This is a genomic window from Streptomyces mashuensis (assembly GCF_014654785.1).
In the GTDB taxonomy this organism is placed as follows: Bacteria; Actinomycetota; Actinomycetes; order Streptomycetales; family Streptomycetaceae; genus Streptomyces; species Streptomyces mashuensis.
In genome coordinates, this window is the sequence record NZ_BNBD01000003.1 from 322,366 (window position 1) to 347,685 (window position 25,320).

The following is a 25,320-nucleotide window of genomic DNA, read 5'->3' on the forward strand; positions in this document are numbered from 1 at the left end:
TCCGAGCCTACCGGCCGCCCCCGACAGCCACCTGATCTTTACGGGGGGCCGGCCGACCGGCCCGGGGGCGGGGCCCCGGGCCGGTCGCGCGCGGCTCACCTCACGTGACGTCGTCGTAGCCGCCGCGGCCGGCGGTGCGCTCCTGACGCGTCAGCGGCTCGGCCTCCAGGGGCTCCGGGGAGAGGTCGAGCGGGGCGGCCTCGTCGTCGGACAGCAGCCGGTCGGGGTTGTTGCGCTCGCGGCGCTTGTCGTTGAGGATCGCGAACCCGACGGCACCGAAGTAGAGGATGATGATCGGCACCGCGAGGACGCACATGCCGAACGGGTCGGTGCTGGGCGTGGCCACCGCACCGAAGACGAACACACCCATGGTCACGCCGCGCCACCACTTGACCATGGCGCGTCCGCTGACCATCCCGACGAGGTTCAGCATCACCAGGAGCAGCGGCAGCTCGAAGGCGAGGCCGAAGACGAGGATCATCCGGACGGTGAAGTCGAGGATGTCGTCGAGGTTGAGGGTGTTGGCCGCGCTGTCCGGGGTGACGCTGAGGAGCACCCGCATGCTCGTGGGCATGATCACGTACGCCAGGTAGGCGCCCGCGAGGAACAGCGGGGCGGCCGTGGCGACGAAGGCGATGGTGTACTTCTTCTCGTTCCGGTGCAGGCCCGGGGCGAGGAACGCCCACAGCTGGTAGAGCCAGACGGGCGAGGAGATGGTGACACCGGCCAGGAGGCAGACCTTCACCACCGTGGTGAACGGCGAGGTCGGTGTGTTGAAGATCAGGACCGCGCAGTTGCCGCCGTGGCTGGCCGCCAGGTCGCGGCCGGGGCACTCGGGCACCGGGGCGGCCAGGAAGTCCATGATCTGCTTGTTGTAGAACGCGGCGACGACGCTGACCACCACGATCGCCAGCACGGCCTTCGCCAGCCGGTTGCGCAGCTCACGCAAGTGCTCCGTGAGGGGCATCCGCCCCTCGGGGTCCTTCTCCTTCTTGCGGGCAGACTTGAGCAACCCACGTCCCTATCTCGTGCGGCAGGCGGTCGCCGACGGCGGCCGCCTCAGTCTGTCCGGGGTATCAGCGCTGGGTCGTACGGTCGGTGGGCTCGGTCACCGGCCGGGAGGACACGTCGCCGGGCGCGGCCTTGATGGTGCGCGGGGCGGGCTCACCGGCGGGCGGGTCGGCAGGGGCCGCGGCGTTGTCCTGGCCCTCGGCCTTCATCGCCTTGGCCTCGCTCTTCAGGATGCGGGCCGACTTGCCCAGCGAGCGCGCCATGTCCGGGAGCTTCTTCGCACCGAACAGCAGGATGACGACAACGAGGAGGAGGATGAGCTCTGGAGCACCGAGCCGTCCGAACATGTCTTTACCTTCTCACCGAGGCGGGATGGGAGTGGAGCCTGGTGACCGATCGGACATTTGTCCATCAGCCGTACGGCAGCGATCGTAACGCGCGGGGGTGAACGCACGGCAATCCCTCTGCATACGCACCGTGGGCGCACCACCCGGCCGGAGCCGGAGGAGACCCTCCGCCTCGTGCCAGGGCCGCCCCGCCCAGCGTACCGCCCGGCCACCCGGTCAAGGAGATGGCCGGGAGCGCCTCCGGGTTCCCTCCGCGGCTCAGCCGCCGCGCACCGTCCGCGCCGTCTCGGCGGCCAGCGGGGCCGCGGCCCGCTCCAGGTCCTCGGCGGCCCGCCCGATGCGCCGGGATGCCTCCGCCACCTGCGACGACAGCCGCCGCACCTCGGCGAAGACGCGCACGGCCGGCACCGCGAGCACGACGATCCCGCAGAACCCCAGGGCGACGGCGAACACGGTCCAGAACATGGGAGCAGCCTAACCGCGGTCTCAGGCCGTGATGTGCAGCCGCAGGGTCCGCACGCCCCCGCCGGTGAGCAGTTCCACGATCCGCTCCCCCGCCGGCTTGCGCACCGACGAACCGCAGTCGGGGCAGGTGAAGGAGTAGAACGTGGTCCGGTCGCTGGCCCCGATCGCCAGCCGCAGCGCCCCGGCCGCCAGCTCGAACCGGCCCCGGCACTCGGGGCACGCCGCCTTGAACACGGCGGTGGTGCGCACCGCGGTCTCCGTCACGTCCCCTGAACCTTCCACCGTCACCTCGTCCCTCCCCCGTCGCGGGCCCGCGCCCGCCGGGGCTTCACTCTCCGTAGGCCGCCAGCGCCTCGCGGGCGGCCTCCCGCGCGCTCGCCGCCAGGTCCTCCGGCGAGACGATGCGCCCGTCGCGGCCCAGCCGCAGCGCCAGCCGGCGCAGCGAGGCGGGGTCGGGGGTGCGCAGCGTGATCCGCAGGCCCCCGTCCGGCAGCTCGTCGGCCCGGTCGTGCGGGTAGTACTCGGCGACCCAGCGGCCGCCGGGGCCCACCTCGATGACGACCTCGGGGTCCTCGGCGGCCGGCTGCACCAGCCCCTGGGAGAGGTCGCGCAGCTCCACCGGCGGCGGGTCGGAGACCTCGTCCAGCAGCCTGATCTCGGCCACCCGGTCCAGGCGGAAGGTCCGGCGCGCCTCGGACAGGCGGCACCAGGCCTCCATGTACGTGTGGCCGACGGCGAACAGCCGGATGGGGTCGACCTCGCGCTCGGTCAGCTCGTCGCGGGCCGGCGAGTAGTAGCGCAGCCACACGCGGCGCCGCTCGGAGATGGCCCGGTCCGCCTCGGCGAACACCCCGCCCTCCGACTCGAACCGCACCGACAGGCGCGAGCTGGCCTCGGCGGCCTCACCGGCCGCCGCCTCGATCTTGGCGGTGGCGCGGACGAGCGCCTGCCGGTCGCCCTCCCGCAGCCCCGGCAGGGTGGCCACCGCGCGGGCGGCCACCAGCAGCGCCGTCGCCTCGTCGGCGGCCAGCCGCAGCGGCTCGCCGGTGCTGGTGCCCGAGGCGTCGGGGTTGTGCCACCAGATGCGCTCGCCGTCGGTGTCGATGTCGAGCAGGTCGCCGCCGCGGAAGCTGGTCCCGCACATCGGCAGGATGTCCAGGTCGCCGATCAGCTCGTCCTCGCTGATGCCGAAGGCGCGCGCGACGTCGGCGACGCGGGCGCCGGGGCGTTCCCTCAGGTAGGTGACGAGGGACAGCATGCGCCGCGTGTGGTCAATGGCGTTGATGGCCATCAGATTCTGGGGTCCGTTCCTCTCAAGCCCTGCTCAGCCCGGTCCGCGGTCAGCCCTTGGCGACCGCGCGCAGCCGGTCCACGACGTCGGCGCGCAGCTCGGCGGGGCCGAGCACCACCACGTCGGGGCCGAACTCCACCAGCCACGCGTCCAGGCCGTGGCCGTACGGGATCTCCAGCTCGTCCCAGCCGTCGCCCAGCGCCCGGGTGACGGTGGCCCGCTCGCGCAGCGGGTAGCCGTGGCCGGCCCGTACCTTGATCCGGGCGGTGCCGGTGGCGGTCTCGCCCGCCCAGCTCTCGACGGTCTCGCGCACCGTGACGTGGTCGGGCACCGGCGCGGTGAACGGCAGGGCGCGCGAGCGCACCTTGCCGGTGATCCGCGACAGCCGGAAGACGCGCTCGGCCTGCCGGTCGCGGTCCCAGCCGGCCAGGTACCAGTGGCCGCGGCAGAACTCCAGCGCCCACGGCTCCACCCGGCGCTGCTCGGGCCGGGCCGCGTTGGCCTTGCGGTAGTCGAAGACCACCGGGCGCCGGTCGCGGGCGGCCAGCAGCAGCGGCTCGAAGGCCGCCTCGTGGGTGGGGACGCGGGTCTCCAGCGCGCTCTGCCCGCCGTACGGGTCCTCGGCCAGCGGCATGCCCGCGGCCCGCAGCTTCTGCAGCGCGCCGCTGGCCGCGGCGGCCAGCCGGGCCTGCTGCCAGACGCTGGCCGCCAGCCCCAGCGCCGCGGCCTCCTCGGCGTCCAGGGTGATGGGCGGCAGCCGGTTGCTGTCCCGGCGGGCCAGGTAGCCGGTCTCGCCGTCGACGCCCTCGACGGTCTCGATGACGAGTCCGAGCTCGCGGAGGTCTTCCTTGTCGCGCTCGAACATGCGGTTGAAGGCGTCGTCGCTGCCGCTCTCGGAGGCGCCCGCAGCGGAGGCGGCGGCCGCGGAGCCGGCCGTGGCCTCGATGTACGCCTCGATCGAACCGCGCAGCTCCGCCTTGGTGAGCGGACGGCGGGTGCCCAGCAGGCACAACGCCAGGTTCATCAGCCGCTCGGCCTTGGCAATGGCCATCGACGCCCTCTCTACTTGTGCTCTCAACGGCTGACCGTACCGCTCAGCGGTCCCCCGGCAAAAGCCGAGGGCCCGTGCCGGTCCGGCACGGGCCCTCGCACGTCACGTCACCCGGAGGATCAGCGACCGACGCCCATCAGGTCGCAGACGAAGATCAGCGTCTCGCCCGGGGCGATCTTGCCGCCGGCGCCGCGGTCGCCGTAGGCCTGGTGGGCCGGGATGATCAGCTGGCGGCGCCCGCCGACCTTCATGCCCTGCACACCCAGGTCCCAGCCCTCGATGACCTGGCCCACGCCCAGCTGGAACTCGAGCGCGCTGCCACGGTTCCAGCTCGCGTCGAACTCCTCGCCGGTGGAGAAGGAGACACCCACGTAGTGGACGCGGACGACGTCGCCCGCCTTGGCGACCTCTCCGTCGCCCTCCCAGATGTCCTTGATCTCCAGGTTGGCCGGCGGCTCGCCACCCGGGAAGTCGACCTCGGGCTTCTCGATGTTCACGAAAGTGCTCCTACGAACGTTCTGCATGGACAACCGGGCAATTCTGACAGACGCCGATCACACGGTGCCGAGGATGTCCACGACGAAGACCAGCGTGTTCTTCTGCAGCTCGCTGCCCTCCTGGTTGCCGTAGCCCAGCTTCGGCGGGATCACCAGCAGCACCCGGTCCCCGACGTGCTTGCCGACCAGGCCCTTGTCCCAGCCCTGCACCACCGAGCCCGTACCGATCTGGAAGGCCGTCGCCCCGGCGTGGTCCCAGGACGAGTCGAACTTCGCGCCGTCCTCCCACTTCACGCCGGTGTACTGGGCGATCAGGCCCTCACCGGCCTTGACCTCCGGGCCCGAGCCCTTGATCAGGACCTGTTCCTTCAGGTCGGCCGGCGGCTTCTCGTCCTTCGGGACCGTGATCTCCGCCGGCTTCTGCGACGGCGCCTTCACCACCGGCATCCCCTGCTCGGGCGCGGCCTGCTCGCCCTTCGCCTCGCTCTTGGCGTCCACCTTGCGGGCGCCGAGGACGTCCACCACCCACACCAGGCCGTCGCCCGGAGCGAAGCCCGACCGCGGGTTGGCCGCCTCCGCGACCAGGGACTTCACCGTCCCCTCCAGCAGCACCCGGCTGCCGGCCCGCTGACCCGCCAGCGCCTCACCGACCTTCGCGGGCACCTGCTGGCCCTGCTGCCCCACCTGGAGCACCTCCTGGGGACGCGCACCGCCGGCCGGCTTCCCCGGCGGCATCTGCGGATTCCAGGAGTTGATCAGCTCGCGCCCGTCCTTCATCGAGTACACCGCGTAGTCGATGCGGATGAACGAGCCCTTCTCCACCTTCTCGCCACGGCCCTCGCTCAGGGCCTTCACCACCGGCTCGTCCGCCGGCTTCGCACCCTTCGGCACCGAGACGGTGGGCTTCTCCCCGAACTTCCCTTCCACGGAGACCTTGCCGCCCCCGTCGTCGGAGCCGCACGCCGAGGCGGTCAGCAGCAGCACGGGCACGGCCAACGCCGCAGCGAGGCGACGCACGTTCTTCGCGTGGTTCATGAAGTCCAACTCAGGCAGTAGAGGGCGCTGGGCAGTGCGGTCACTCTACGGCCTGTCCCCCGCCGATCAACCCCCACCGACACGGACGGGCGCCGGGCCCGAAGTACCCGGCGCACACCCGTACGGGACCCGCGGGCCCCGGCTACATCCCCGCGATCAGCTTCTCGACCCGGTCGTCCACCGAACGGAACGGGTCCTTGCACAGCACCGTCCGCTGCGCCTGGTCGTTCAGCTTCAGGTGCACCCAGTCCACCGTGAAGTCGCGGCGCTGCTCCTGCGCCCGCCGGATGAAGTCCCCGCGCAGCCGGGCCCGCGTCGTCTGCGGCGGCACCGACTTGCCCTCGAAGATCTTCAGGTCGTTGCAGACCCGGGCCGCCTGGCCCTTGCGCTCCAGCAGGTAGTACAGGCCCCGCCGGCGGTGGATGTCGTGGTAGGCGAGGTCTATCTGCGCGATCCTCGGGTGCGACATGGTGATGTTGTTCCGCGCCCGGTAGCGCTCGATCAGCTGGTACTTCATCACCCAGTCGATCTCCGTCGCGATCCGGTCCAGGTCCTCGTCCCGGATCGCCTCCAGGGACCGCCCCCACAGCTCCAGCACCCGCTCCACCGTGCCCGTGCGGATACCGCGCCGCTCGCAGAAGTCGACGGCCTTCTCGTAGTACTCCTGCTGGATCTCCAGCGCCGACGCCTCCCGGCCGCTGGCCAGCCGCACCTTGCGGCGGCCCGTGACGTCATGGCTGACCTCGCGGATCGCCCGGATCGGGTTCTCCAGCGTCAGGTCCCGCATCACCGTGCCCGCCTCGATCATGCGCAGCACCAGGTCCGTGGCGCCGACCTTCAGCAGCATGGTCGTCTCGGACATGTTGGAGTCGCCGACGATCACATGCAGCCGGCGGTAGCGCTCGGCGTCCGCGTGCGGCTCGTCCCGCGTGTTGATGATCGGCCGGGACCGGGTCGTCGCCGAGCTGACCCCCTCCCAGATGTGCTCGGCCCGCTGGCTCACGCAGTAGACCGCGCCGCGCGGCGTCTGGAGCACCTTCCCCGCGCCGCACAGCAGCTGCCGGGTGACCAGGAACGGGATGAGGATGTCCGCCAGACGCGAGAACTCCCCGTGCCGCGCGACGAGGTAGTTCTCGTGGCAGCCGTAGGAGTTCCCGGCGGAGTCGGTGTTGTTCTTGAAGAGGTAGACGTCGCCCGCGATGCCCTCCTCGTGGAGCCGGCGCTCGGCGTCCACCAGGAGCCCCTCGAGAATGCGCTCGCCCGCCTTGTCGTGCGTGACCAGCTCCGTCACGCTGTCGCACTCGGGCGTCGCGTACTCGGGGTGCGACCCCACGTCCAGGTAGAGACGGGCCCCGTTGCGAAGGAAGACGTTGCTGCTCCGGCCCCAGGAAACGACACGGCGGAAGAGGTAGCGCGCCACCTCGTCAGGCGACAGCCGGCGCTGCCCCCTGAACGTGCACGTGACGCCGTACTCGTTCTCCAGCCCGAAAATGCGGCGGTCCATGCCAGAACACTACGCCTGAACCCCCGTGCTGAAACCGGGTTCGACAGCCTGGTTCCGAGCGAATTCCCCGGTCCCGTGGCGACTACTGCGCCACCGCGGTCTCCTGCGGCACCACCGGCTCGGCCTCCGAGCCCGCCACCACCGTCGAGGCGGCCGCCGGCGCGCGCAGCACCCGGCGCCCCAGGAGCAGCACCACCAGCGCCGCCGCGCCACCGCACACCGCCACCGCGAAGCCCGCGCCCGAGCCGTTGTACTGCACCGCCGGGCCGACCACGGCCGCACCGATCGAGGCGCCCACGCCGAACGACGTCACCAGCCAGGAGAACGCCTCGGTGACCGTGCCCTGCGGCGCATGCCGGTCCACCACCACGAACGCCGTGGCCAGCGACGGCGCCAGGAACACACCCGCGACACCCGCGAGCACCGTCATGCCCACCGGGCCGGGCTGGATCACCAGCGGCGCGTAGCACACCGCCAGACCCGCCACCAGCACCCGCAGCCGCTGCTCCGGCGTACCGGCCCACTGCCGGGCACCGTAGACCGAGCCACCGATCAGGGCACCCACACCGAGCGCGGACAGCAGGTACGAGGCCACGCCGCCACCGCCGTGGCCGTCGCCGTACGCCACCGCCGCCACGGCGATGGAGCCCAGCGCGGAACCGATGAAGAAGAACGCACCCAGCAGCACCAGCAGCCCGCGCGAGCGCAGCGCACCCAGCCAGTGCGCCTCGCGCGGCGCGCTGCGCCACGTCCGGGACGGCGGGGAGGTGACGACCGCGAGCGCGCCCAGCACGCCCAGGGCGGCCAGGACGTACAGCGAACCGGCCTCGGACCAGCACCAGACCAGGGCGGTGACGATCAGCGGGCCGACGACGTACATGACCTCCTGGGCGATGGCGTCCAGGGAGTACGCGGCGTGCAGCCGCTCCTCGCTCTTGAGCACCGAGGGCCACAGCGCCCGCAGGCCGCCCTCCAGCGGAGGCGTGAAGAAACCGGAGACGATCATCGTGGCGTAGGCCACGACCAGCGAGCCGGTGCCGAACACCGCGAAGGCCGCCATGCCGATCCCCGCCAGCAGCGCGGAGGGCAGCAGTACCCTGGGCTGGCCGTAGAGGTCCACGGCGCGGCCCAGCAGCGGCTGGCCCACGGCGTTGGCCACGCCGTACGCGGCGGACAGCGCGCCGGCGAGGGCGTAGCTGCCGCCCTCCGCGCGCACGAAGAGCACGAGAGCCAGCGCGGCCGTGGCGTTCGGCAGCCGGCCCACCAGGGTGCCGGTCAGCAGTCGCGCCGCGTGCCGCGTCCTGAGCATCTCGACGTAGCCGCCGCCCGCCGCCGCCATGGTCCGCCTTTCGGGGTGCTTCCCGGGTTGTCCCGGTGTTCTGGGGTGTCGCGTTCCGGGTTTCGTCCCGGTTTTACGTATAACTAGAGTAGTTATACGTATCACGAGCGCCCTCCACGGGTCCAGCCGCGTGGTAGGACAGCACCAGCAGGAACCACGGACGGCGACGAGGAGGGGCGGCGCAGTGACGGCGGACGACCAGCTCACCAGCGGCCACGGCGGGCCCACGGAACGCACCGGCGACGACCGCTGGCCCACCGTCCGCGGACGGCACGCCGCCACCGCCCGCGCCACCAGCCGCGACGTGGCCCGCGCCGCCGGCGTCTCCCAGGCCACCGTCTCCCTCGTCATGGGCGACAAATGGCGCGGCCGCGTCTCCGCACCCACCGCCGACGCCGTCCGCAGAGCCGCCCGCGACCTCGGCTACCGGCCCAACCTCACCGCCCGCAGCCTCCGCCTCGGCCCCACCCGCACCGCCCTGCTCGTCGTCCCCGCCCTCACCAATGAATTCTTCGCCCGCGTCCACGCCGGCGCCGCCCGCGCCGCCGCCGCACACGACGTCGGCGTCGTCCTCTACCCCTCCCCCGAAGGCACCGGCCCCGCCCGCGACCCCTTCGCCTCCGCCCGCGCCGCCCTCGACGGCGTCATCGCCTCCTCCATGGCCGCCGAAGCCCTCACCGACCTGCGCCAGGGCGGCCTGCCCCTGGTCATGCTCGACAGCGACCCCGGACACACCCCCGCCGACGCCACCGTCAACCTCGACATCGAGGACGGCATACGGCAGGTCGCCCACCACCTGCTCACCCTCGGCCACCGGCACTTCGCCCACATCGCCGCCGGCATCGACTCCTGGACCTTCCGGGCCCGCGCCCGCGCCCTCACCGCCGCCCTCGCCGACGTCCCCGGCACCACCTGCCGCACCGAGACCGCCACCCTCGACGTCGTCGCCGGACGCCACGCCGCCGAACGCGCCCTCGCCGCACCCGGCCCCCGCCCCACCGCGCTCATCTGCGACGGCGACGTCCTGGCCGCCGGCGCCTGCAAGGCCGTACGCCGCACCGGACTCCGCGTCCCCGACGACGTCTCCGTCACCGGCTTCGACGACTCACCCCTCGCCGTCGCCCTCGAACCCGAGCTCACGACCGTCCGCCTGCCCGCCGAGGCCGTCGGCGAGGCCGGCATGCGCGCCCTCCTCGCCGTCATGGACGGCCACCGCCCCGCCCCCGTCACCCTCCCCGTCGGCCTCGTGCCCCGCGCCTCCAGCGCCGCACACACGAACGCCGGGCGGGCCGGCTGACCGGCCCGCCCGGCGCACGGACGGAAAACCCGAGGAGGACCCGAGAGGGCAGCGCCCCCGGGGCGCGGGACCTACTCCTCGTCCCCGCCCTCACCGCTCTCCGGAGCGGCCTTGCCCTCCGCCAGCAGCCGCTCCAGCTGCCGCACCGGCAGCCGCTTGAACTTCCGCTGCTGCGGACGCCGCCGGTCCAGCACCGCGACCTCCAGCTGCTCGGCCGTCAGCTCCCGCTCACCGCCATTGGTGTCCCGCGTCAGCGAGTCCACCGCCAGCTTCACCGCCTCCGCCAGCGACATGCCGTCCCGGTGGTTCCGGCCCAGATAACTGCTGATCTGATCCGCATTGCCGCCGACCGCCACCGAGCCGTGCTCGTCGACGATCGAACCGTCGTGCGGCAACCGGTAGATCTGGTCGTCCTCCGGGGCCGCACCGACCTCCGCGACGATCAGCTCCACCTCGTACGGCTTCTCACCCACGCTGGAGAAGATCGTGCCCAGCGTCTGCGCATAGACATTGGCCAGGCCGCGGGCGGTCACGTCCTCCCGGCCGTACGTGTAACCCCGCAGGTCGGCGTAGCGCACCCCACCGATCCGCAGATTCTCGAACTCGTTGTACTTGCCCACCGCCGCGAACGCGATGCGGTCGTAGATCTCACTGACCTTGTGCAGGGCGCGGGACGGGTTCTCGGCGACGAACAGCACGCCGTCGCAGTACTGGAGGACCACGACGCTGCGCCCGCGCGCGATGCCCTTGCGGGCGTACTCGGCACGGTCGGCCATGGCCTGCTGGGGGGAGACATAGAACGGTGTCGACACCGCGTTATCCGTCCCTTCCTGAAGATCGTTCCGTCACGGCGAGCATCCTTGCAGCCCTTACAGCAGCGCGGCGCGCGGGCCGTCGGGCTCCTCCAGCCGCCGCTCGTGGACGGCACGGACGATCTGCGCCAGCTCGTCCTCGCCCAGCCTCCGGAAACCCTCGTCGGTGATCACGGTGACGACCGGGTAGATACGGCGCGCGAGGTCGGGCCCGCCGGTCGCCGAGTCGTCGTCGGCGGCGTCGTACAGCGCCTGGACGACGAGCGTGGCGGCCTGCCCCTCCGTGAGGTCCTCACGGAACAGCTTCTTCAGCGCACCCCGCGCGAACAGCGAACCGGAGCCCGTCGCCGCGTACCCCACCGCCTCCTCGGACCGGCCGCCGGTCACGTCGTAGGAGAAGATCCGGCCCTTCTGCCGGTCGACGTCCCACCCGGCGAACAGCGGCACCACGGCCAGGCCCTGCATGGCCATGCCGAGATTGCTGCGGATCATGGTGGACAGGCGGTTGGCCTTGCCCTCCAGGGAGAGCGAGACGCCCTCCACCTTCTCGAAGTGCTCCAGCTCCAGCTGGAACAGCTTCACCATCTCCACGGCCAGGCCGGCCGTGCCCGCGATGCCCACCGCCGAGTACTCGTCGGCCGGGAACACCTTCTCGATGTCGCGCTGGGCGATGAGATTCCCCATCGTGGCCCGCCGGTCACCGGCGAGCACCACCCCACCGGGGAACGTCGCCGCCACGATCGTCGTCCCGTGCGGCGCCTCGACCACGCCCTGCGCGGGCAGCTGACGGTTCCGCGGCAGCAGGTCGGGCTGGTGCGCCGCGAGGAAGTCCATGAAGGACGAGGAGCCCGGCGTCAGGAAGGCAGCAGGTAGACGCCCGGTGCTACGAGGGTTGGCTTCCACGCATGTTTCCTTCCAGGTAATCGGCCGCACGCCGCAGGGCGTCGGGCCGGTCCTTGAATTGCCCCAGTGCTGCGTTACAACTGAAGCACAGCACGCCACGGACTTTATCGGTCGCATGACAATGATCCACATGCACCGGGCGTGCCGACAAGCAGATGCAGCAGACCCCGCCTTGCGCCATGATCATTTGCTCCCGCTCGGCCTCCGTGATGCCGTACTTGCGCTTGAGGTGACCGGCCCGGCCCTCGACAGCCCGGCAGGACTTGCAGGCCGTTGTCAACCTGTCGGAGGCCGAACTGTTGCGAGACCACTGGGAGTGGGGCTTGATCTGCCCACTGCGGCGGCAGTACTTATGCCCCGGCGGCACAGCGACCCGCGGGCGGATGTTCCTACCTTTCGCCTTCTGTCTCTGCTGGTGGTACTCAGCGGCACACACTCTGCAGTAGGACTGCAGCCCGTCACGCAACGACCGATTCGCAGCGAACGCTGCGCGCGGCTTGTCCTCGCGACACCGCGCGCAGCGCTTCGTTCCCCCCGCCTGCGACACTCACCCTCCCCTACGTTTCGAAGGCAGAAGCCGCTTACTGGCCACCCTTCTGAACGAAGCTTCGAACGAAATCCTCCGCGTTCTCCTCAAGGACGTCGTCGATCTCGTCCAGCACGGAGTCCACGTCGTCCGACAGCTTCTCCTGGCGTTCCTTGAGGTCGTCCGAGACCTGCGCGTCCTGCGCCTGCTCCTCGACCTCCTCGGTCGAACGCGTGGCCCGCTGCTGTCCGCCGCCGGTGTCCTTGGTCGCCATACCCCTCACCCCGCTCGATTCAGCCGTGCACGAGACGTACGTACAAGATCAGACCCTACAAGCCGGGCCCCGGATCGGCCCCGTTCTTGCTGCAACTGCTACAACGTCCCGGGGCCACCCTGATGATTCCCGCTCGGTCCCCCTCTCAGACCACCCGGGCCACCCTCAGCCCCCGGAGAGCACCCGGACCAGCTCCTCCGCCGTGCGGCAGCGGTCCAGGAGTTCCTTGACGTGGTTGCGGGTGCCGCGCAGGGGTTCGAGCGTGGGGACGCGCTGGAGGGAGTCGCGGCCGGGGAGGTCGAAGATCACCGAGTCCCAGGAGGCCGCGGCCACGTCGTCCGCGTACTGGTCCAGGCAGCGGCCGCGGAAGTACGCGCGGGTGTCCTCCGGCGGCGCCGTGCGGGCGCGCAGGACCGCGTCCTCCTCGACCAGGCGCTTCATCCGGCCGCGGGCGACCAGCCGGTTGTAGAGGCCCTTGTCGGCGCGGACGTCCGCGTACTGGAGGTCGACCAGGTGCAGCCGGGCCGACTCCCAGTCGAGGCCGTCGCGGCGCCGGTAGCCCTCCAGGAGCTCCAGCTTCGCCACCCAGTCCAGCTCGCCGGCCAGGCTCATCGGGTCGCGTTCGAGCCGGCCGAGCACGTCCTCCCAGCGCGCGAGGACGTCCTTGGTCTGCTCGTCCGTGTCGGTCCCGAAGCGGTCCTCGACGTACTTGCGGGCCAGCTCGCAGTACTCCATCTGGAGCTGCACGGCGGTGAGCGTCCGGCCGTTGCGGAGCGTGACCAGGCGGCGCAGGCCGGGGTCGTGGCTGATCCGGTGGAGCGTGCGGACGGGCTGGTCGACGGCGAGGTCGGTGGTGATGAAGCCGTCCTCGATCATGGAGAGGACGAGGGAGGTGGTGCCGAGCTTGAGGTAGGTGGAGATCTCCGAGAGGTTGGCGTCGCCGATGATCACGTGCAGCCGGCGGTACTTCTCGGCGTCCGCGTGCGGCTCGTCCCGGGTGTTGATGATCGGCCGCTTGAGGGTGGTCTCCAGGCCGACCTCGACCTCGAAGTAGTCGGCGCGCTGGCTGATCTGGAAGCCGTGCTGGTGGCCGTCCTGGCCGATGCCGACGCGGCCGGCGCCGGCGACGACCTGGCGGGAGACGAAGAAGGGCGTGAGGTGGCGCACGATGTCGGAGAAGGGGGTGTCCCGCTTCATCAGGTAGTTCTCGTGCGTGCCGTAGGAGGCGCCCTTGTTGTCGGTGTTGTTCTTGTAGAGGTGGATGGGCTGGGCGCCGGGCAGCTGCGCGGCGCGCTCGGCGGCCTCGGCCATGATCCGTTCGCCGGCCTTGTCCCAGAGGACGGCGTCGCGGGGGTTGGTGACCTCCGGGGAGCTGTACTCCGGGTGGGCGTGGTCGACGTAGAGGCGGGCGCCGTTGGTCAGGATGACGTTGGCCAGGCCGATGTCCTCGTCGGTGAGCTGGCTGGCGTCGGCGGCCTCGCGGGCGAGGTCGAAGCCGCGGGCGTCCCGCAGCGGGTTCTCCTCCTCGAAGTCCCAGCGGGCACGGCGTGCCCGGTGCATCGCGGCCGCGTAGGCGTTGACGATCTGGGACGAGGTGAGCATGGCATTGGCGTTCGGGTGACCGGGGACGGAGATCCCGTACTCCGTCTCGATGCCCATTACTCGCCGTACGGTCATGCGGCCCTCCTTGCCCGGCGGCGCCCCGTCGCGGGGTCGGCGCTCAAGTACCGCTGCGCTTCCGGTCCGTGTGCGTCCCCCACGCGCTGCGCGGCGATACCGAAGAGCCTAGAACGGCTTTGCGGCGCTGGGGAGATCATTACAGTCATTGCTCGGGTCGGTGCGGTGGGACACGGCGCCGGTCGGCGCGTCGTCCCGCGGCCGTGCGGGGCCCGGCGGGGGCACCCGTACGGGTGGCGCGGGCGGCACGTGTCGTCTCGTGCGCGCCAAAGACACGTCCGGCTGCGGATGGCCTGGTCCGTCCCCCGCCTGGGGCGGGGTGGGGAGGCATCCGCAGCCGGACGGCGGTGTTACAGGTACTGGCCGGTATTGGCCACGGTGTCGATGGAGCGGCCGGTGTCCGCGCCCTGCTTGCCGGTGACGAGGGTGCGGATGAAGACGATCCGCTCGCCCTTCTTGCCGGAGATGCGGGCCCAGTCGTCGGGGTTGGTGGTGTTGGGCAGGTCCTCGTTCTCCTTGAACTCGTCGACGCAGGCGGCGAGCAGGTGGGAGACGCGGAGGCCCTTCTGGTTGTGGTCGAGGTAGGCCTTGATCGCCATCTTCTTGGCCCGGTCCACGATGTTCTGGATCATGGCTCCGGAGTTGAAGTCCTTGAAGTAGAGGACTTCCTTGTCACCGTTGGCGTAGGTGACCTCCAGGAAGCGGTTCTCCTCGGACTCGGCGTACATCTGCTCGACGACCGACTGGATCATGCCCTCGATGGTGGCCCTGGCGTCGCCGCCGTGCTCGGCGAGGTCGTCGGCGTGCAGGGGCAGGGACTCGGTCAGGTACTTCGAGAAGATGTCCTTGGCGGCCTCGGCGTCCGGGCGCTCGATCTTGATCTTGACGTCGAGGCGGCCGGGGCGGAGGATCGCCGGGTCGATCATGTCCTCGCGGTTGGAGGCGCCGATGACGATGACGTTCTCCAGGCCCTCCACGCCGTCGATCTCGGAGAGCAGCTGCGGGACGATGGTGTTCTCCACGTCCGAGCTGACGCCGGAGCCACGGGTGCGGAAGAGGGAGTCCATCTCGTCGAAGAAGACGATGACGGGGGTGCCCTCGCCGGCCTTCTCCCGGGCGCGCTGGAAGATCAGCCGGATGTGCCGCTCCGTCTCGCCGACGTACTTGTTGAGCAGCTCGGGGCCCTTGATGTTGAGGAAGAAGGACTTCCCCGCGGGCTTGCCGGTGACCTCGGCGACCTTCTTCGCAAGGGAGTTGGCGACGGCCTTCGCGATGAGGGTCTTGCCGCAGCCGGGCGGGCCGTAGAGCAGGACGCCCTTGGGCGGGCGGAGTTCGTGCTCCTTGAAGAGGTCGGGGTAGAGGTACGGGAGCTCGACGGCGTCGCGGATCAGCTCGATCTGGTTGCCCAGGCCGCCGATCTTGCCGTAGTCGATGTCGGGCACCTCTTCGAGGACGAGTTCCTCGACCTCGCTCTTGGGGATGACCTCGTAGACGTAGCCGGAGCGGGGTTCGAGCAGGAGGGCGTCGCCGGGGCGGATGGTGGTGTCCAGCAGCGGCTCGGCGAGCCGGACCACCCGCTCCTCGTCGGTGTGCCCTATCACGAGGGCGCGTTCGCCGTCCTCCAGGATCTCCTTGAGGGTGACGATGTCGCCGGCGCGCTCGAAGTGCATGGCCTGGACCACGTTGAGCGCCTCGTTGAGCATGACCTCCTGGCCGGGCCGGAGGTCGTCGGGCTCGACGCCGGGGCTGACGTTCACCCGGAGCTTGCGGCCGCCGGTGAAGACGTCGGCCGTGCCGTCCTCGTTCGCCTGCAGGAAGACACCGAAGCCGGCCGGCGGCTGGGCGAGCCGGTCGACCTCCTCCTTGAGGGCGACGATCTGGTCCCGGGCCTCACGGAGGGTGTTCGCGAGGCGTTCGTTCTGTGCGGATACGCCGGCCAGGTTGGTCTGGAGCTCGACGATCCGCTCTTCGAGAATCCTCGTGTGCCGCGGAGAGTCGGCGAGCTTGCGTCGCAGGACGGCGATCTCCTGCTCGAGATAGGCAATCTGGCCCGCGGGGTCGTCGGACCCGCGCCCCGGCCGGATGCCGCGGTTGATGTCGTCGTCGTGGGCTGCCACGGTCCTCACCTCCTCCAAGGGGAGCTGGACGCTTCCAGACCCTACCTGGGCCGGTGCAGGTTGAAACCCCTAGATCACAAACCCGGTCGGAGTGTGTCCGATCTTCACCCTTGCGCACGTCCTCACGTCAGGGGAATACCCACCCATCAACATCGGAAAGCGGGCGGTTGTATCGTCGACTCGGTCAACACCCGTCAGGGCTGGCTCCAATTGGTTCACGTACGCAGGAAACGGCAGGCGAGATGTCCGTGCAGAACGACGAGCTCGAGGTCTGGATCGACCAGGACCTGTGCACCGGCGACGGGATCTGCGCCCAGTACGCCCCGGAGGTCTTCGAGCTCGACATCGACGGCCTGGCGTACGTCAAGGACGCCGACGACGAGCTGCTCCAGGACAAGGGTGCCACCACGCGGGTGCCGCTGGAGCTGCTCGCGGAGGTGCGGGACTCGGCGAAGGAGTGCCCGGGCGACTGCATCCACGTGCGCCGGGTCGCCGACAAGGTGGAGGTCTACGGTCCGGACGCCGAGTAGGCGGTGAGCAGCCGTACGGCTCGGTGACCGACCCCTCACGGCCGGTGCCGGGGCCCGCGTGATCGCGGGCTCAGGCGCCGGCCGTGGCCGTTTGCGGGGCCAGGGCCGTCAGCACGAATCTCCCGTCGCGCCAGTGCCACTTCACGGCGCGCCGGCGGTCGGGGCAGCAGCGGGGCACGGCGGGGCCGGAGTAGCCGAGGAGAGTGGCCGAAACCGTGCCGGGCCCGGCGCCGAGGCCGGTGACGGTCATCCGCTCGGCGGGGTCGACGAGGGTGGCCAGGAGGCGCGGGGCGGCCGAGCCTGCGGCCGGGGTCCCGAGCAGGTAGAGGCCGCTGGGCGGGGTGCCGCCGCCGGCGGGGCAGCGGACCTGGGCGACGGTCTCGGGGCGCCCGTCGCGGTCGAGGTCGGCGGTGGCCTGGTGGACGACCTCGGCGGGGGCGCGGCCGCAGTCGAGGGGGTAGTGGGCGGCGCGGGCGTCGGGGGCGGCCACGGCGGCCGGGTGGGCCTCCGGGGTGGTGCCGGGACCGGTGAGGGCGGCGCCGGTGAGCACGGCGGCCAGGGCGGCCGCGGTGGCGAGCCAGTGGAGCGGGCGGGGGCGGGTGTGCGGGAGGGGCTGCGTCGGGCCGGACGAGGGGAACGAACCGGCTGCTGCGGACTGCACGCGCGCGGACTCCTGTGAGAGCTGTGGCTGCGGGGTTGGCTGCGAAAAGTGACTGCATGGTGTCACACCGGTGGTGACGCAGGAACAGCGGGCCGGGGGGTGAGCAGCACGGTCCGTGGTGCGGGAGCGGGCGGTAACGCGACGGCGCCGCCCCCGAGTTCCGCGGTGCGGTTCCCGGCGGCGGCGCCGCGTGGTGGTGCGTACGGGTCAGCCCTTGTTGGGGCCCTCGTAGTCCTCGCCGTAGGCGCCCTTGGCGGGGCGGCGGCGGCGCATGGGCGGCTCGACGCCGTCCGCGAGGCGGCGGGCGGTGACGAGGAAGCCGGTGTGGCCGATCATCCGGTGGTCGGGGCGGACGGCGAGGCCCTCCACGTGCCAGTTGCGGATCATCGACTCCCACGGCTGCGGCTCGGCGAAGCAGCCGATCTCGCGGATGGACTCGACGGTCCGCGCGAGCTGGGTGGTGGTGGCCACGTAGCAGCAGAGGATGCCGCCGGGGACCAGCGCCTTGGAGACGGCCTCCAGGCACTCCCAGGGAGCGAGCATGTCGAGGATCACGCGGTCGACGTCGGTGTCGGACAGGTTGTCCTGGAGGTCGCCGACGGTGAGCTGCCAGGCGGGGTGCGGGCCGCCGAAGTAGCGCTCCACGTTGGCCTGGGCGATCTCGGCGAAGTCCTCGCGGCGCTCGTAGGAGTGCAGCATGCCCTGGTCGCCGATGGCGCGGAGCAGGAAGCTGCTGAGCGAGCCCGAGCCGACGCCGGCCTCCACGACGCGGGCGCCGGGGAAGATGTCGGCGAAGGCGAGGATCTGCCCCGCGTCCTTCGGGTAGACCACCGCGGCTCCGCGGGGCATGGACAGGACGTAGTCGGGGAGCAGGGGGCGCAGCGCCAGGTAGGCGACGTTTCCCGTGGTACGGACGACACTGCCCTCGGGGGCGCCGATCAGCTCGTCGTGGGGGAAGGAACCCTTGTGGGTGTGGAAGTTCTTCCCGGCCTCGAGCGTGAACGTGTAGTGGCGTCCCTTGGGGTCGGTGAGCTGGACCTGGTCCCCGACCTTGAAGGGCCCGCGACGGCGGGCGGCACCGGTCGGTTCGGACATACGACCAGCGTACCGGGCGTCGGGGGGACTGCTGACCACCGGTAGTGGTCAGGGGCCGGCGGGGCGGGACATGGCGGCGACGAAGGCGCGCTCGACGTCGGTGGCGGAGAGGACGCCGTAGACCTCGCCGGTGTCCTCGACGACGAGGTATTCGCTGGCGGGGGTGGTGCGGAGGGCTTCGAGGAGGTCCTCGCCGGCGAGGTCGGCGGGGAGCCGCATGCCGTCGGTGAGCTCCTGGGCGAGGGTGCCGGTCTCGGTCCAGGGGCGGCGGTGCTGGGGGATGCCGGCGATGGCGGTCTCGCGGACGATCGCGGTGGGGGTGCCCTGGGCGTCGACGACGACGAGGGCGCGGGCGCCGGCCTCGCCGGCGCGGCGGAGGGCCTCGGAGAGGGGGGTGGCGGCCTGGACGGGGACGGCGCGCCGGGTGAGGGTGCGGGCGCGGAGGCCGGGCAGGTGTTCGCGGAGGCGGGCCATGCGGAGGCTGTTGCCGGCGCCGGTCCAGATGATGGCGGCGAGGACGGCCGCGAGGAGGGCGTCGGTGAGGGAGTCGGTGCCGCCGAAGCTGTCGATGTCGCCGCCGTGGGTGAGCAGGGGCAGGCCGAGGAGGACGGCGACGGCGAGGGCGCGGCCGACCCAGGCGGCGGCGACGGTGCCGGTCATGGGTTTGCCGCTGATCTTCCAGACGACGGCGCGGAGCATGCGGCCGCCGTCGAGGGGGAGGCCGGGCAGCAGGTTGAAGGCGGCGACGAGGAGGTTGGAGAGCATGAGCCCGGCGAGGAGGACGCTGGGCACGGTGCCGGGGCGGACGGCGAGGAGGCCGAGCCAGAAGAGGCCGGCGAGGACGAGGGAGAGGAGGGGGCCGACGAAGGCGAGGACGAATTCGCGGCCGGGGGTCTCGCTCTCCTTCTCGATCTCGGAGACGCCGCCGAAGAACTGGAGCTGGATGCGGCGCACCGGGAGTTTGAAGCGGAGGGCGGCGACGGTGTGGGCGAGCTCGTGGACGAGGACGGAGCCGTAGAAGGCGACGGCGAAGAAGAGGGCGACGAGGTAGCGGGCGCGGCCGAGCTCGGGCAGGACGCGGTCCAGCTGGCCGCCGAAGACCCAGGTGATGAGGGCGGCGACGAGGAACCAGCTGGGGGCGACGTAGACGGGTACGCCGAAGGGGCGGCCCATGAGGATGCCGCCGCCGGGTCCGGGCTGCCGGGGGGCGCCGGGGCGCCTGCCCGGGGGGCCGCCGGGGCTGTCGTCGCCGCCCGTGCCGGGTCGGCCCTGCCCGCTGTCGTCCACGGTGTCCCCTCGTCGGCTCCGGTCCCCGCACCACCGGGTGCTTTGTCACGATCATGCAGTGCGGGTCTACCGTCGATGGTATGCGGCCGGTTGTCCGTGCCGGGCCGTAGGGTCTGTGTCATGGATTCCGCCACCGGGAGCTCCGTCGAGGGCTCCGCCGAGAACTGTTCGGGGGCGGCAGCGGGCCCGGTGCGCGGGCCCGCTGCCGTGCCGCCGGCCTCCCTGTCGCCGTCGAGGGCAGCGGATTTCATGCGGTGCCCGTTGCTGTACCGCTTCCGGGTGATCGACCGGTTGCCGGAGAAGCCGAGTGCGGCCGCGACGCGGGGCACGGTGGTGCACGCGGTGCTGGAGCGGTTGTTCGACGCGCCGGCGGAGGAGCGGACGGCGCCGCGGGCGGTGTCGCTGGTGCCGGGCGAGTGGGAACGGCTGCTGGCGGCGAAGCCGGAGCTGGCGGGGTTGTTCCTGCGCGAGGACGGGTCGCGGGACGACGAGGCGCTGGCGCGCTGGCTGGCGGACGCGGAGCGGCTGGTGGAGCGCTGGTTCTCGCTGGAGGACCCGACGCGGCTGGAGCCGGCCGAGCGGGAGCTGTCGGTGCAGACGGTGCTGGAGCCGGTCGCGGAGGAGGACGGTGCGGGGCGGCCGGAGCTGCTGCTGCGCGGCATCGTGGACCGGCTGGACGTGGCGCCGTCGGGCGAGCTGCGGATCGTGGACTACAAGACGGGGAAGGCGCCGTCGCCGCAGTACCGGGGCGAGGCGCTGTTCCAGATGATGTTCTACGCGCTGGTGGTGTGGCGGCTGCGGGGCCGGGTGCCGCGCCGGCTCCAGCTGGTGTACCTGGGCAGCGGGGACGTGCTGACGTACGACCCGGTGGAGGCCGAGCTGCACGCGGTGGAGCGGAAGCTGCGGGCGCTGTGGGACGCGATCGCGGAGGCCACCCGGACGGGCGACTGGCGGCCGCGGCCGACGAAGCTGTGCGGCTGGTGCGACCACCGGGCGGTGTGCCCGGAGTTCGGTGGCACTCCCCCGCCGTATCCGCTGCCGCTGCCCGCGCAACGGGACGGGGCGGCCCAGGGCAGAATGGACGCGGTCTAGCGAAGGAGATCTCCCGTGGCGATCCGCGTCCTACTGGTCGACGACCAGCCGCTGCTGCGCACCGGCTTCCGCATGATCCTGGAGGCCGAGCAGGACCTGGCGGTGGTGGGTGAGGCCGGGGACGGCCTGCAGGCGCTGGAGCAGGTGCGCGCGTTGCAGCCGGACGTTGTGCTGATGGACATCCGGATGCCGCGGATGGACGGGGTGGAGGCCACCCGGCAGATCACCGGCCCGGAGCGGGACGGCCCGGCGAAGGTGCTGGTGCTGACGACGTTCGACCTGGACGAGTACGTGGTGGAGGCGCTGAAGGCGGGGGCGAGCGGCTTCCTGCTGAAGGACGCCCCGGCGCATGAGCTGGTGCAGGCGATCCGGGTGGTGGCCGGTGGTGAGGCGATGCTGGCGCCGAGCATCACGCGGCGGCTGCTGGACAAGTACGCGGGGCACCTGCCGTCGGGCGAGGAGCCGCTGCCGGACGCGCTGGGCACGCTGACCGAGCGTGAGGTGGAGGTGCTCAAGCTGGTGGCCCGGGGCCTGTCGAACGCGGAGATCGCGGCGGACCTGTTCGTGAGCGAGACGACGGTGAAGACGCACGTGGGCCATGTGCTGACGAAGCTGGGGCTGCGGGACCGGGTGCAGGCCGCGGTGTACGCGTACGAGAGCGGGCTGGTGCGTCCCGGCGCGCAGTGAGCGGTCCGGGTCCGTGAACGGGGTGCGCCCCGGTCCCCGCGGTGCGGGGGCCGGGGCGCGGCCGTCGGGGGGTGCGGGCGTCAGGCCTTGGCGCCCTTGCTGATCTCCCAGAAACGGAAGACGGTGGAGGCGTCGAGGGTCCACTGGAGCCCGGAGATGCGCTCGTTGGCGACGGCGTACTGCTTGCCCTGCCAGAGCGGGAGGACGGGCACGTCCTGGGCGACGGCCTGCTGGACCTTGGCGAAGTCCTCGTTGGTGGCCTGGCGGCTGCCCATGCCGGCCGTGACGGGGAGGATGTTCGCTATGTCCTTGTTCTGGTAGCCGTTGCGGAGGACGTTGTCCTCGCCGAAGAACGGGGCGGTGAAGTTGTCGGGGTCGGGGTAGTCGGGCACCCAGCCCTTGACGTAGACGCCGTACTTGCCGGCCGCGATGTCCTTCTCGTACTGGTCGAAGGGCACGCTCTGCACGTCGGCTTCGAAGAGGCCGCTGGCGTTGAGCTGCTTGGCGATCTCCTGGAACTCGGCGACGGTGCCGGGGCCGTAGCGGACGGGGGTGGCCCACAGGGTGAGCTTGACCTTGCCGCTGACGCCGGCGGACTTGAGGGCGGCGGTGGCCTTCTCGACGTTGGGCCGGTCGCCGTACATGTCGAAGTAGGGCGTCTTGTGGCCGGTGATGCCGCTGGGCACGACGGAGTAGAGCGGCTCGGCGGTGCGCTTGTAGACGTCGCGGACCAGGGCGGCGCGGTCGACGAGGTAGGCGATGGCCTTGCGGACGCCGGCCTTGCCGACCACCGGGTCCTTGGTGTTGAAGACCATGTGCTGGACCTCGGCGCTGGTGCCCTCGGTGACCTTGAGGCCGCCCTTGGCGTCGCCGGACTCGATGTCGGCGATGTCCTTCATGGCCAGGCCACGGTAGGCGACGTCGACGTCGCCGTTCTGCACGGCCTTCTTCAGGGCGTCCTGCTGGCCGTGGAACAGCTTGAGGGTCATGCCGCTGTTCTGCACGGTGGCGGGGCCCTTGTAGGTGCTGTTGACCTTGAAGACGGCCTTGTCCTTGCTGAAGGAGTCCAGCTTGTAGACGCCGGAGCCGACGGCCTTGCCGTCGGTGCGCAGCTTGTCCTTGGGGTACTCGGTGTGGTCGACGATGGAGCCGGCACCGGAGGCGATCTTCTGCGGGAAGGTGGCGTCGGGGCGCTTGAGAGTGAAGACGACGGTGGACTTGTCGGGCGTCTTGATGTCCCCGATGGTGGAGAGCATCGCGGCCGCCGGGCCGTCCTTGTCGTTGATGCGCAGGGTGCGGCGGAAGGAGTAGGCGACGTCCTCGGAGGTGAGGGGGTTGCCGTTGCTGAACTTCAGGCCGTCCTGGAGGGTGCACTCGTAGACGGTGCTGGTCTCGTCCCGGAACTTGCAGCTCTTGGCGGCCTCGGGCTGCGGGACGGTGCTGCCCTTGGGGAAGCTGAGCAGCGACTGGAAGACGTTGTTGAACAGCAGCCAGGAGCCCGGGTCGTAACCGGAGGCCGGGTCGGTGGCCTGCACCTCGTCCGACATCCCCATGACCACCGACTCCCCGGTGCCGGCCGCCTTGCCGTCCTCCGATCCGCACCCGCTGAGCAGGGCGGCGGCGAGCCCCGCGGTGAGCGGGGCGGCGAGCCACTGGTCACGTTTCCTCACGTGCACGTTCCTCACAGTTCTTGATCGCTGAATGACCGTCTGGTGCTGCAGAGAAGTTTCTGCATTCTGCGGGTGGAGCTGGTGAAGCGGTGGAGCGAGTACAGCTGGTGGTGCGGGGTGGGCGGCGGCCGGGCGTCGCCGGGCCGCCGCCGCCCGTCCGGGGTCCGGGTCCGGCTCAGGCGCCGCGGCCCAGCTCCCACGGCTGGAGTTCGGAGGAGGAGTTGAGGACCCATTCGCCGCCGGTGATCTTGGAGCTGGCGGCGACGTAGTGCTTGCCCTGCCACAGCGGCAGGACGGGCACGTCGTCGGCGAGGATGTCCTCGGCCTGCTGGAAGTACTTGCCGGCGGTGTCACGCTGGACGGACTGCCGCGACTGCGGGATCAGCTCGTTGCTGATCTTGGCGTTGCGGTAGGGGGAGCCGAGGAAGTTGTCCTTGCCGATGAACGGGGCCACGAAGTTGTCCGGGTCCGGGAAGTCGGGGACCCAGCCCATGCCGTAGACGGCGTACTTGCCCTTGGACGACTCGGGGCGGAACTCGGACCACTTGACGCCCTGCACCTTGGTGTCGAACAGGCCGCTGTCGTTGAGCTGCTTCTGCAGCGTCTTGAAGGCCTTTCCGGTGGCCTCGCCGTAGTGGTCGCTGGTGTAGGTGAGCGTCAGCGGCACGGGGGTGGTGACGTTGGCGGACTTCAGCAGCGCACGGGCCTTGTCGGTGCTGGGGTCGCCGTACTTGTTGGCGAAGGCGTTCTGGTGACCGGTGATGCCGGTGGGCACCATGGAGTACAGCGGTTCGCTGGTGCGCTGGTAGTCGTCGCGGGTCAGGGCCTGGCGGTCGACCAGCTGCGCGATGGCCTGGCGGACGGCCTTCTGCTTGACGACCGGGTCCTCGGTGTTGAAGGCGAGGTAGCTGATCTCCTGGCTGGTGGACTCCAGGAGCTGGACGCCCTTCTCCCCCGCGCCGCGCAGGCGGCCGATCTGCTCGGGCGTCATGGCCCGGGTCATCAGGTCGATGTCACCGGACTTCAGGGCCGCCTCCATCGACGTGGAGTCGTCGAAGAAGCGCATTTCGACCTTGCTGTTCTGCACCTTGACCGAACCCTTGTAGTCGGGGTTCCGGTTCAGCTCGACCTTGGTGACGCGGTCGTCCTGGACGTCGGTCTTCAGGGTGTACGGCCCGGAGCCGACGACCTTGAAGCCGGTGCCCAGCTTGTTCTTGTCGTACGACTCGCTGTCGACGATGGCGGCGGCGGGGGTGGATATCTTCTGCGGGAACGTGGCGTCGGGCGTCTTGAGGTGGAAGACCACCTCGAGCTCGCCCGGCGTCTCCACCTTGTCGATGTTGCTGAGCAGCGACACCGGGCCGTTCTCGAAGTTGATGGCCTTGGAGCGGTCGATGGAGAACTTGACGTCCTCCGAGGTGAGCGCGTGGCCGTTGGAGAACTTCAGGCCGCTGCGCAGCGTGCAGCGGAACTGCTCGTTGAGCCGGTCGCTCCAGCCGCACTTCTCCGCGGCGTCCGGCTCGGGGGCCGTGCCGGAGCGGGGCAGGCGCAGCAGCGTCTGGAAGGTGCTGTGCAGGACGTTCCAGAGGCCGTTGTCGTACGCGGCGGCGGGGTCGAAGGGCGCGGGAGCGTCGGTGGTCTCCTCGAACCGGTCGGTGGTGCCGATGACGATGGCCCCCTGTCCGGCTCCGTCGCCCCCGCCGCAGGCGACGAGCACGGGTGCCAGCAGGCCCGCCACGGCGGGCAGGACCAACGTCTTGCGGTTCATTGTCCGGTGTTCTCCCTGTGGTGCGTTCGGCTGCCCGGACCCTACCGATAGCCGATGGCCGGTCATACGGGCAGCCGTGAAGTTCTCGCGAAAAGATTAGTGTGCGTGGCCTGCACCGCCGGAACACGATGAAGTTGATGCAATATCACGTGGTGATAACGACCCCGGGCTGTTCGATAAACGGACGCCGGAACGAACCCGACACGGGACGATCAAACGGGACACAAGGGTGCGCTTCCGCCCGCAGTGCGGGCCGCGCGGGGCGCACGAAAGGCGCCGTCGGCACTCCGTGCCGGTGACGAACGTCACGCAGGAGGCTTTCCGGCCGACCGCGGGAATTCAGCCGCCGCATTCGTCACGGAAAACACCCGGCCCGCTGCCGGG

At 71.2% G+C, this 25,320-nt stretch carries 24 protein-coding genes and 1 pseudogene; 4 read left to right on the forward strand and 21 right to left on the reverse strand.

Features of this window, described 5'->3' with window-relative positions; translation table 11 throughout:
- Nucleotides 1-100 precede the first annotated feature (100 nt).
- The 10 genes from tatC to IE305_RS10920 form a co-directional block, all read right to left on the reverse strand.
- Nucleotides 101-967 carry a twin-arginine translocase subunit TatC gene (gene tatC / locus IE305_RS10875; RefSeq protein WP_190129459.1) on the reverse strand — a complete coding sequence of 289 codons (867 nt, stop codon included), beginning with the start codon at nt 965-967 and terminating at the stop codon, nt 101-103.
- 109 nt (nt 968-1,076) lie between these two features.
- Nucleotides 1,077-1,358, reverse strand: coding sequence for a Sec-independent protein translocase subunit TatA (gene tatA / locus IE305_RS10880; protein WP_190129292.1), 282 nt, complete (start codon nt 1,356-1,358; stop codon nt 1,077-1,079).
- 258 nt (nt 1,359-1,616) lie between these two features.
- The gene (locus IE305_RS10885; RefSeq protein WP_190129293.1) at nt 1,617-1,823 is read right to left on the reverse strand and encodes a hypothetical protein; all 207 of its coding nucleotides are present in this window, start codon (nt 1,821-1,823) and stop codon (nt 1,617-1,619) included.
- Between the two features lie 21 nt (nt 1,824-1,844).
- Complete coding sequence (locus IE305_RS10890) at nt 1,845-2,087, reverse strand: hypothetical protein (RefSeq protein WP_190129294.1); 243 nt, start codon at nt 2,085-2,087, stop codon at nt 1,845-1,847.
- Nucleotides 2,088-2,151: 64 nt separating this feature from the next.
- Complete coding sequence (locus IE305_RS10895; RefSeq protein ID WP_190129295.1) at nt 2,152-3,114, reverse strand: helix-turn-helix transcriptional regulator; 963 nt, start codon at nt 3,112-3,114, stop codon at nt 2,152-2,154.
- A gap of 49 nt (nt 3,115-3,163) precedes the next feature.
- Complete coding sequence (locus IE305_RS10900) at nt 3,164-4,165, reverse strand: helix-turn-helix transcriptional regulator (protein WP_190129296.1); 1,002 nt, start codon at nt 4,163-4,165, stop codon at nt 3,164-3,166.
- Nucleotides 4,166-4,284: 119 nt separating this feature from the next.
- Nucleotides 4,285-4,662 (reverse strand): FKBP-type peptidyl-prolyl cis-trans isomerase, encoded by a 378-nt coding sequence (locus IE305_RS10905; RefSeq protein WP_190129297.1) that lies wholly within the window; start codon nt 4,660-4,662, stop codon nt 4,285-4,287.
- A gap of 57 nt (nt 4,663-4,719) precedes the next feature.
- The gene (locus tag IE305_RS10910) at nt 4,720-5,697 is read right to left on the reverse strand and encodes an FKBP-type peptidyl-prolyl cis-trans isomerase (protein ID WP_190129298.1); all 978 of its coding nucleotides are present in this window, start codon (nt 5,695-5,697) and stop codon (nt 4,720-4,722) included.
- A 142-nt stretch (nt 5,698-5,839) separates the two neighbouring features.
- Nucleotides 5,840-7,201, reverse strand: coding sequence for a Pup--protein ligase (gene pafA, locus IE305_RS10915; protein ID WP_190129299.1), 1,362 nt, complete (start codon nt 7,199-7,201; stop codon nt 5,840-5,842).
- An 82-nt stretch (nt 7,202-7,283) separates the two neighbouring features.
- Nucleotides 7,284-8,891, reverse strand: coding sequence for an MFS transporter (locus IE305_RS10920; RefSeq protein WP_190129300.1), 1,608 nt, complete (start codon nt 8,889-8,891; stop codon nt 7,284-7,286).
- Here IE305_RS10920 and IE305_RS10925 point away from each other — a divergent pair.
- Nucleotides 8,845-9,837 carry a LacI family DNA-binding transcriptional regulator gene (locus tag IE305_RS10925; protein WP_229890796.1) on the forward strand — a complete coding sequence of 331 codons (993 nt, stop codon included), beginning with the start codon at nt 8,845-8,847 and terminating at the stop codon, nt 9,835-9,837. The genes IE305_RS10920 and IE305_RS10925 overlap by 47 nt on opposite strands.
- Before the next feature lie 71 nt (nt 9,838-9,908).
- Here IE305_RS10925 and prcA read toward each other — a convergent pair whose 3' ends face one another.
- From prcA to arc, 6 genes and pseudogenes are all read right to left on the reverse strand, one after another.
- Nucleotides 9,909-10,649, reverse strand: coding sequence for a proteasome subunit alpha (gene prcA, locus IE305_RS10930; RefSeq protein WP_190129301.1), 741 nt, complete (start codon nt 10,647-10,649; stop codon nt 9,909-9,911).
- 57 nt (nt 10,650-10,706) lie between these two features.
- Nucleotides 10,707-11,507 carry a proteasome subunit beta gene (gene prcB / locus IE305_RS10935; protein WP_373311580.1) on the reverse strand — a complete coding sequence of 267 codons (801 nt, stop codon included), beginning with the start codon at nt 11,505-11,507 and terminating at the stop codon, nt 10,707-10,709.
- Nucleotides 11,504-12,099 (reverse strand): annotated as a pseudogene (locus tag IE305_RS33755) (endonuclease VII domain-containing protein). Before IE305_RS33755 ends, prcB begins: the two are co-directional and overlap by 4 nt.
- Nucleotides 12,100-12,133: 34 nt before the next feature.
- Nucleotides 12,134-12,352, reverse strand: coding sequence for a ubiquitin-like protein Pup (locus IE305_RS10945; protein WP_190129303.1), 219 nt, complete (start codon nt 12,350-12,352; stop codon nt 12,134-12,136).
- 165 nt (nt 12,353-12,517) lie between these two features.
- Nucleotides 12,518-14,029 (reverse strand): depupylase/deamidase Dop, encoded by a 1,512-nt coding sequence (gene dop / locus IE305_RS10950; RefSeq protein WP_190129304.1) that lies wholly within the window; start codon nt 14,027-14,029, stop codon nt 12,518-12,520.
- A gap of 350 nt (nt 14,030-14,379) precedes the next feature.
- Nucleotides 14,380-16,146: a proteasome ATPase gene (arc, locus tag IE305_RS10955; RefSeq protein WP_190129305.1), complete on the reverse strand. Its 1,767-nt coding sequence runs from the start codon at nt 16,144-16,146 to the stop codon at nt 14,380-14,382.
- Between the two features lie 242 nt (nt 16,147-16,388).
- Here arc and IE305_RS10960 point away from each other — a divergent pair, with 242 nt between their 5' ends.
- Entirely contained in the window at nt 16,389-16,676 is a 288-nt protein-coding gene (locus IE305_RS10960; protein ID WP_190129306.1) for a ferredoxin, read from the forward strand.
- A 70-nt stretch (nt 16,677-16,746) separates the two neighbouring features.
- Here the strand turns inward: IE305_RS10960 and IE305_RS10965 are convergent, their stop codons facing one another.
- From IE305_RS10965 to IE305_RS10975, 3 genes are all read right to left on the reverse strand, one after another.
- Nucleotides 16,747-17,337, reverse strand: coding sequence for a hypothetical protein (locus IE305_RS10965; RefSeq protein WP_190129307.1), 591 nt, complete (start codon nt 17,335-17,337; stop codon nt 16,747-16,749).
- A 207-nt stretch (nt 17,338-17,544) separates the two neighbouring features.
- The gene (locus IE305_RS10970; RefSeq protein WP_190129308.1) at nt 17,545-18,432 is read right to left on the reverse strand and encodes a tRNA (adenine-N1)-methyltransferase; all 888 of its coding nucleotides are present in this window, start codon (nt 18,430-18,432) and stop codon (nt 17,545-17,547) included.
- Nucleotides 18,433-18,480: 48 nt separating this feature from the next.
- Nucleotides 18,481-19,719, reverse strand: a complete 1,239-nt coding sequence (locus tag IE305_RS10975; protein WP_190129309.1) for a site-2 protease family protein — start codon at nt 19,717-19,719, stop codon at nt 18,481-18,483.
- A 75-nt stretch (nt 19,720-19,794) separates the two neighbouring features.
- Here IE305_RS10975 and IE305_RS10980 point away from each other — a divergent pair, with 75 nt between their 5' ends.
- Nucleotides 19,795-20,811 carry a RecB family exonuclease gene (locus tag IE305_RS10980; protein WP_190129310.1) on the forward strand — a complete coding sequence of 339 codons (1,017 nt, stop codon included), beginning with the start codon at nt 19,795-19,797 and terminating at the stop codon, nt 20,809-20,811.
- Between the two features lie 15 nt (nt 20,812-20,826).
- A complete protein-coding gene (locus tag IE305_RS10985; protein ID WP_190129311.1) occupies nt 20,827-21,498 on the forward strand; it encodes a response regulator in 672 nt (223 codons plus the stop codon).
- 80 nt (nt 21,499-21,578) lie between these two features.
- Here the strand turns inward: IE305_RS10985 and IE305_RS10990 are convergent, their stop codons facing one another.
- Both IE305_RS10990 and IE305_RS10995 read right to left on the reverse strand, forming a co-directional pair.
- Nucleotides 21,579-23,168, reverse strand: coding sequence for an ABC transporter substrate-binding protein (locus IE305_RS10990; RefSeq protein ID WP_190129312.1), 1,590 nt, complete (start codon nt 23,166-23,168; stop codon nt 21,579-21,581).
- A gap of 175 nt (nt 23,169-23,343) precedes the next feature.
- A complete protein-coding gene (locus IE305_RS10995; RefSeq protein ID WP_190129313.1) occupies nt 23,344-24,936 on the reverse strand; it encodes an ABC transporter substrate-binding protein in 1,593 nt (530 codons plus the stop codon).
- Between the last annotated feature and the right edge of the window lie 384 nt (nt 24,937-25,320).

What these genes read in the sequence shown, in the direction of transcription:
- pafA (WP_190129299.1), bottom strand. Translation starts at nt 7,201, where the DNA reads ATGGACCGCCGCATTTTCGGGCTGGAGAACGAGTACGGCGTCACGTGC.
- IE305_RS10920 (WP_190129300.1), bottom strand. Translation starts at nt 8,891, where the DNA reads ATGACGAGGGAGACGGTGGCCTGGGAGACGCCGGCGGCGCGGGCCACG.
- IE305_RS10980 (WP_190129310.1), top strand. Translation starts at nt 19,795, where the DNA reads ATGGTATGCGGCCGGTTGTCCGTGCCGGGCCGTAGGGTCTGTGTCATG.
- IE305_RS10900 (WP_190129296.1), bottom strand. Translation starts at nt 4,165, where the DNA reads ATGGCCATTGCCAAGGCCGAGCGGCTGATGAACCTGGCGTTGTGCCTG.
- dop (WP_190129304.1), bottom strand. Translation starts at nt 14,029, where the DNA reads ATGACCGTACGGCGAGTAATGGGCATCGAGACGGAGTACGGGATCTCC.
- tatA (WP_190129292.1), bottom strand. Translation starts at nt 1,358, where the DNA reads ATGTTCGGACGGCTCGGTGCTCCAGAGCTCATCCTCCTCCTCGTTGTC.
- IE305_RS10995 (WP_190129313.1), bottom strand. Translation starts at nt 24,936, where the DNA reads ATGAACCGCAAGACGTTGGTCCTGCCCGCCGTGGCGGGCCTGCTGGCA.
- IE305_RS10960 (WP_190129306.1), top strand. Translation starts at nt 16,389, where the DNA reads ATGTCCGTGCAGAACGACGAGCTCGAGGTCTGGATCGACCAGGACCTG.
- IE305_RS10895 (WP_190129295.1), bottom strand. Translation starts at nt 3,114, where the DNA reads ATGGCCATCAACGCCATTGACCACACGCGGCGCATGCTGTCCCTCGTC.
- IE305_RS10970 (WP_190129308.1), bottom strand. Translation starts at nt 18,432, where the DNA reads ATGTCCGAACCGACCGGTGCCGCCCGCCGTCGCGGGCCCTTCAAGGTC.
- IE305_RS10945 (WP_190129303.1), bottom strand. Translation starts at nt 12,352, where the DNA reads ATGGCGACCAAGGACACCGGCGGCGGACAGCAGCGGGCCACGCGTTCG.
- tatC (WP_190129459.1), bottom strand. Translation starts at nt 967, where the DNA reads ATGCCCCTCACGGAGCACTTGCGTGAGCTGCGCAACCGGCTGGCGAAG.
- IE305_RS10910 (WP_190129298.1), bottom strand. Translation starts at nt 5,697, where the DNA reads ATGAACCACGCGAAGAACGTGCGTCGCCTCGCTGCGGCGTTGGCCGTG.
- IE305_RS10885 (WP_190129293.1), bottom strand. Translation starts at nt 1,823, where the DNA reads ATGTTCTGGACCGTGTTCGCCGTCGCCCTGGGGTTCTGCGGGATCGTC.